The following is a 4,313-nucleotide window of genomic DNA, read 5'->3' as shown; positions in this document are numbered from 1 at the left end:
ACCCCCGCCCCTGCCGCCACCGGTGCCCCGGGGGCCGCCGCCGGAGCGGCAGGCGCCCCCGGTGCCGCCGCCGTGCAGCCGCCGCAGGGCGCGCCGGGCGGGCCGGCGTACCGGCTCCAGCCCATGACCGGCGACGTGCCCGCACGGCGCCCCCAGGCACACGCGCCCCTGACCCCGCGCACCCGGCCCGTGCTGGAACTCCCGCTGTTCCCCGGCAGCGGCAACCCCATGGTGCTCACCTTCGACGACGGGCCCGACCCCCGCTACACGCCCGACATCCTCGACGTCCTGGCACGCCACCAGGTGCGCGCGATGTTCTTCGTGTGCGGCGAGATGGCGGCCGAGCACCGGGACCTGGTCCGGCGGATCAGCGCCGAGGGCCATGCCATCGGCAACCACACCTGGAGCCACCCCCTCATCCCGCAGCTGTCCCGGCCTGCGCTCGCCGACGAGATCGTCCGCACCAGCGACGTGGTCCAGCAGACCGTCGGTGAGGCACCCCGGTGGTTCCGCGCCCCCTACGGCGCCTGGAACCGGGCCGCGTTCGAGATCGGCGCCGAACTCGGCATGGAGCCGCTCGCCTGGACCGTGGACACCCTCGACTGGAAGGAGCCCGGCACCTCCACGATCGTCTCGCGGGTGCTGCACGGGGCAGCCCCCGGCGTGATCGTGCTGAACCACGACGCGGGCGGCAACCGCTCGCAGAGCGTCCACGCCCTGCGCAGCTACCTCCCCCAGCTGCTGGCGCGCGGCTACCGGATGACGCTGCCGTCGCCGCAGCACCTGCCGGCCGCCTGAGGCCGCGCGCCCACCGGGCGCGCGACGCGCGCCGGCGGGCCTCCCGGCGCGGCGGTCCTCAGCGGGCCCCGGGCGCGGCGGTCCTCAGCGGGCCCCGGGCGCGGCGGTCCTCAGCGGGCCTCCACCATGCGGGCGAAGACGACCACGTTGCCGTCGTAGCCCTTGGCCTTCGAGTAGCCGCCGCCGCAGGTGATCACCCGGAGCTCGGGGTGCCCGGTGTCCCCGTACACCCGGGCTCCGGGGAAGGCGTCCTTGGAGAACACCTCCACCCCGTACACCTCGAACACCGCGGTGCGCCCGTCGTAGCGCTCGACCTCGATGCGCTGGCCCTTGCGCATCGAGCCGAGACCGTAGAAGACAGCCGGTCCCTGGGCGTTGTCGACGTGCCCCACGATCACCGCCGAGCCGCGCTGGCCCGGGGAGATGCCGTTGAGGTACCAGCCCGCCAGATTGGGGTCCTGGGGCGGCGGAGCGTCGATCCAGCCCTGCTGGTCCAGACCGACCGTCATCACCGGTGCGTCGACACGGATCGACGGGATCCGGATGCGCTGCACCGACGAGTGCTCCAGCACCTCCATGTCCGCCGGGGGCTGCGGCGGGTTCGCCGGCAGCTGGTCGGCCCGCACCTCGACCCGGGAGGCCGCGGCGGGCTGCGGGGGTCCGCTCATGCCCGTCCCGTTCCGGATCATGGCGAGGCCGGAAAGCAAGACCAGGGCCAGAACGCCCCATGGTGAACGCCTGCGTGACTTCCCCGTCTCATCTTCGCGCAGCATCAGTCGTCCCTTCCCGACGCGGGGGTCCCGACCCGCGTTGCTGTCCCACCCCCGTACGCCACTTCTTCCCGCACGCTAAGGCCGCCGGGGCGGGACGGCGAGGCGGGAGCGTCGAACGGGTGGTGCGGTCCTCCCGGGACCCCAGGTGCCGCCGGACGGGGTGCCGCCATCCAGGTATTCGTCACATAAATGACTGACGGGTCGTGACCTGCGCATCCGTCGCTCGCCGCGGCCGATCTTCGGCGTGTCGCTCAACCGGGCGGCCCAAAGGTGGAAATGCGCTGGTTGCGGGCCACCGGGAGGGTTCCAGGTGGGAGGCGTTCTCGTCGATCATCCCGGGCCACCGCTCCGGGGCGCTTTCCGCTGGAGGTTCCACCATGCGTGCCTTTCGCGCCTTCTCCGTGACCGCGGCGGCCGCGCTCGCCGTCGGTCTCGGTGCGTCCTTCGCCACCGCGAATCCCTCGGGGGGTGGCGGCGGACCGACCAATATCGCCGTGAACCCGTTCCGTGTGCACCAGGGCTCCACGATGCAGGTCAGCGCCAACGGCTGCGGCCGCGGCGGTGTGGTCAGGTCGCACGGGAACTTCGATCCCACCCTGCTGTCGCCCGGCTCCACCAACTACGCCACGGTGCGCATCTACAACCACGCGGCACCCGGCATCCACACCCTGCAGGTCCAGTGCAACGACAGCAGCCTGATCGGGACCCACAAGTTCCAGATCCTGAGCGGCAACGGCGCCCAGGGTGGTGTCGGTGGCTCCCTCGGCCCGTCCGCCGTGGAGACCGCCATCGGTGCGGGGCTCATCGGCATGGCGGCCCTCGGCGCCGGCATCCACCTCAAGCGGCGGCACCGCTCCGCCCGTGGGCGGGCCTGACCGGACGGACCTCCCCGGTCGCCCCGCCCGCCGCCCGCCCCGGGTCCCGGCCAGGACCCGGGGCGCGGGTGGCGTTCAATGCCGTCCGCCGGCACCGGAGCGGCGTCGCAGCACGACCACCGTTCCGACCGCGGAGACGAGCAGCAGCGCGGCTCCCGCTCCCAGTTGCAGCGTGTTGACCGTGGAGACGCTGCCGCCGATGCCCCCACGGGCCGGACCGTCACGCCCGCACCCCTGAGCACGAGTTCGGCCGGTCCGGACGGGGTAGGGGGTGACGGTGCGCAGGGGCAGCGCGCTGGCGGTCGAACTGGTCGTGGGCGGGGAGACGCCGCCCGCGATGGCGATGTCCACCGAGTGGTTCACGCCGCCGCAGGTGAAGGTGACGGTGTACAGCGCGCCCCGCCGGGCGTCCCGGTCGACCCGCACTTTGGCGGTGCGGCCCTGCTCCAGCCGGACGGAGTCGAACACGCCGGAGGAGATGGACGTTTCGGCGGCGGTGCAGCCGGTGGCCGCGAGGGTCACCGTGCCACCCGGCTCCACCGTTTCGGGGTAGACGGTGAATCCGGCGGAGGTCTGCCGGGCCGGCCCGGGGGCGGCCGGGGCGGAGCTGCCGGTGGACGCACCGAAGGCGCCGAGCACGAGGATGGCTCCCGTGGCTCCGGCGCCGAGCAAGGCAGTCACTGAGGCACGTATCGCACCCATGGTTGGTCTCCGAATCCACGAGGGGCAGCCGCGGAACGATTTCCGTACGGAGGTTCGTGCACCTCGATGTCGGCCACGCTAGGTGGGCGGGTGACCACGCGCGATCAGAGTCGGGCGAATGGGGCATACGCCTACGCCGAACCGGGGACGGACGGGCCGCCCCCGGTTTGCCGGACCGGCCGCCGGCGTCAGCCGTTGTCCGCCAGGTGCGGGAACTGTTGCAGGAACGGCTCGGCGGTGGCGGCGATGCCCCGGCCGAACGGGGCGTCGAAGTCCCAGATCAGGAACAGCAGGAAGGCGATCAGCGCCGAGAACAGCCCGGCCAGCAGCATCTCGCGGAACGAACGCCGGATCTGCAGGGCGAACACCATCCCCACGGTGACCAGCGCGCCGATGATCAGCCCGAACCACACCACGCCCGGCATGGTGTCCCCGGCGCTGGAGGCCCGGGCGCTGCGGGCGTCGTCCGCCACCGCCACCTGGTCCACCAGCGGCTGGTACGCCTGGCCCTCGTGGTCGGTCTGCGGCTGGTAGTCGGTCACGTCCCGGCGGACCTTCTCCAGCAGGGCCGCGCCCTCGTCGGTGAGTTCGCCCCGGTCGGCCATCACCTTCCACTCCTTGTGCACCACGTACGAGACGTACGCGTCCACGTCGGCCCGGATCCTGGAGCGGACCTCGGCCGGGTACACCTCGGAGCGGACGCTGACCTCGTGCAGCGCCTGCGCCTCCTGGCGGACGTACTCCTGGGCGGCCCCGCGGGCCTCCCAGACACCGGCGATGGCCAGGCCCAGCACGATCGCGTAGATCACGCCGATCATCATCGTCATGTACTCGATGACGTCCGGGGTCTCGCTCGGATCGTCGTCCTCGCCGATCCGCCGGTGGTTGAGAAAGGCGATGGACAGCACGACGGCGCACGCCGCGAGCATCGCGAGGGTCAGGACGAGCCATTCCGACAAGGGGACTCCCAGAAAGGTCCGTACGTCGACGGGAAGCGGGGACGGTCAGCGCGGGCGCAGCGCGACGATGGCGAGCACCGCGGGCGCCGAGGTGAGCAGCGTGAAGGTGACCGGCGAGATGTGGTGCTCGGCCGGCTTGCGCGAGGGCGCCCGGTACACGGGCCTGGCCACCGGGGACATGACCGGCGTGGGGCGTACCACGGGGG

The 4,313-nt window shown here is 72.9% G+C and carries 5 protein-coding genes; 2 read left to right on the top strand and 3 right to left on the bottom strand.

Translation table 11 applies throughout. The annotated features are described in order from the left end of the window. Positions 1-798: polysaccharide deacetylase family protein (locus EF918_RS33160; RefSeq protein WP_148141312.1), on the top strand; the 798-nt coding region annotated here is incomplete at its 5' end. A gap of 110 nt (positions 799-908) precedes the next feature. Here EF918_RS33160 and EF918_RS33155 read toward each other — a convergent pair. Then, positions 909-1,571 carry a class F sortase gene (locus tag EF918_RS33155; protein ID WP_125652606.1) on the bottom strand — a complete coding sequence of 221 codons (663 nt, stop codon included), beginning with the start codon at positions 1,569-1,571 and terminating at the stop codon, positions 909-911. A 377-nt stretch (positions 1,572-1,948) separates the two neighbouring features. Between EF918_RS33155 and EF918_RS33150 the strand changes: the two genes are divergently transcribed. Further along, positions 1,949-2,446: a hypothetical protein gene (locus EF918_RS33150; RefSeq protein WP_125652605.1), complete on the top strand. Its 498-nt coding sequence runs from the start codon at positions 1,949-1,951 to the stop codon at positions 2,444-2,446. A 75-nt stretch (positions 2,447-2,521) separates the two neighbouring features. Here EF918_RS33150 and EF918_RS33145 read toward each other — a convergent pair whose 3' ends face one another. Both EF918_RS33145 and EF918_RS33140 read right to left on the bottom strand, forming a co-directional pair. Further along, the gene (locus EF918_RS33145) at positions 2,522-3,127 is read right to left on the bottom strand and encodes a hypothetical protein (protein WP_260610920.1); all 606 of its coding nucleotides are present in this window, start codon (positions 3,125-3,127) and stop codon (positions 2,522-2,524) included. Between the two features lie 209 nt (positions 3,128-3,336). Then, on the bottom strand, positions 3,337-4,107 hold the full coding sequence (locus tag EF918_RS33140) for a DUF4239 domain-containing protein (protein ID WP_125652603.1): 771 nt from the start codon (positions 4,105-4,107) through the stop codon (positions 3,337-3,339). Positions 4,108-4,313 lie beyond the last annotated feature (206 nt).

Origin of the sequence: Streptomyces sp. WAC06614 (assembly GCF_003949795.1) — a bacterium.
Classification (GTDB): Bacteria; Actinomycetota; Actinomycetes; order Streptomycetales; family Streptomycetaceae; genus Streptomyces.
This window is presented reverse-complemented; position numbering and strand designations above follow the sequence as displayed.